The sequence below is a fragment of the Pseudoalteromonas sp. S4492 genome, from assembly GCF_005886115.1.
GTDB classification, from domain to species: Bacteria; Pseudomonadota; Gammaproteobacteria; order Enterobacterales; family Alteromonadaceae; genus Pseudoalteromonas; species Pseudoalteromonas gelatinilytica.
In genome coordinates this window covers 1-1,125 of record NZ_PNCP01000120.1, presented here as the reverse complement: position 1 = coordinate 1,125, position 1,125 = coordinate 1, and the positions used below count along the sequence as shown (strand labels likewise).

Annotated in this window: 2 protein-coding genes; both read left to right on the top strand. The window is 34.8% G+C overall.

The window, feature by feature from the left end; all coding sequences use genetic code 11:
• Positions 1-46: 46 nt before the first annotated feature.
• On the top strand, positions 47-694 hold the full coding sequence (locus CWC28_RS21080) for a HEAT repeat domain-containing protein (protein WP_105174943.1): 648 nt from the start codon (positions 47-49) through the stop codon (positions 692-694).
• A 191-nt stretch (positions 695-885) separates the two neighbouring features.
• Positions 886-1,125, top strand: a 240-nt coding sequence (locus tag CWC28_RS21075) for an immunity protein Imm33 domain-containing protein (RefSeq protein WP_138625733.1), incomplete at its 3' end; no start/stop codon positions are given.

Sequence of the window (1,125 nt, the reverse complement as noted above, 5' to 3'; positions counted from 1 at the left end):
GTGGCAAAAGAAAGACCTGACACTATGAGCTCTGGAGTAAAATGATATGACTAATATGCTGAACGTTTATATGGATGATATAGTAGTTATTAGTGATGAAACCCCACAATCATTTGATAAGCTTAAAAAAGGTGTATTATCTGATGATAGTGAAATAAGACAAAGATCATTTTCTAAATTGGCATGCTTTGAGTATACCGAAGAAATTAAAAATATTTTTAACAGAGGATTATTAGATAGCGATGAACTTATTCGCTCTGATTGTATAGAATTTCTCGCTGAATTTGATTTACTTGATAATTTAGAAAAGATTTGCGAATTATTAGATGACCCAAGCCATTATGTCGTTGATTCATGTGTAATTAGTCTAGCTGAGCTAAATTCTAAAAATGAAAAAGTTATTAAACTTTTGATTAATAAGTTAAAAGATAAGCAGCTTAAGAGTGGAACTGTTTTAAGTATTCACTATGCGTTATATAAACTTGATCCAACATACTCAATTGGGAACCTATTAGTTTGCTATTCTGACTCCAGAGATTATCGAGATAGGTGCGCTATTTTAAACTTATTAGCAGAGGGAATCCGAGAAGAGGATATCCCTGTGATAAAAGAGAAACTAGATAAAATTGTAAATCCTAATGATTTTAGATCTGTACTATCTAAATATGATGAACTTTTAGCTTCATTAGGTTGATCAGAGATTTAAATCCAAAGCCTCGCACTCGCGGGGCTTTGTTTTTTCTAGCTGTGGTGGCTTGGATTTTGTTTTCAAGACTGGCTAAGCTGCTCAATGGAAAGAACCGCTTGCTGGCATGGGTGAGGTAGTGACAAAAGCAAGACCTAACCCCATGTGTTTAAAGCGCAGAAAAAGGTGCATGATTTTTAATGACTGAAATTACAAAAATTCAAAGATTGGTCTGTAATGAATTTAATGCCGACTTTGTATCATCTCCCGAAGATATGAAAGTTGGGATTTCTCGTAACGTCAAGCAAGGGGTTATTCCTATTAATGGACTAAGACACTCTCCTGAAGGAGATACAACAGGTTGGTACATTTGGGGTGGAGAAGAGTTTTCTGAAGAACCTGATTTTTTCGTTCCTCTTCATGTTGCTCATTTAGGTGAG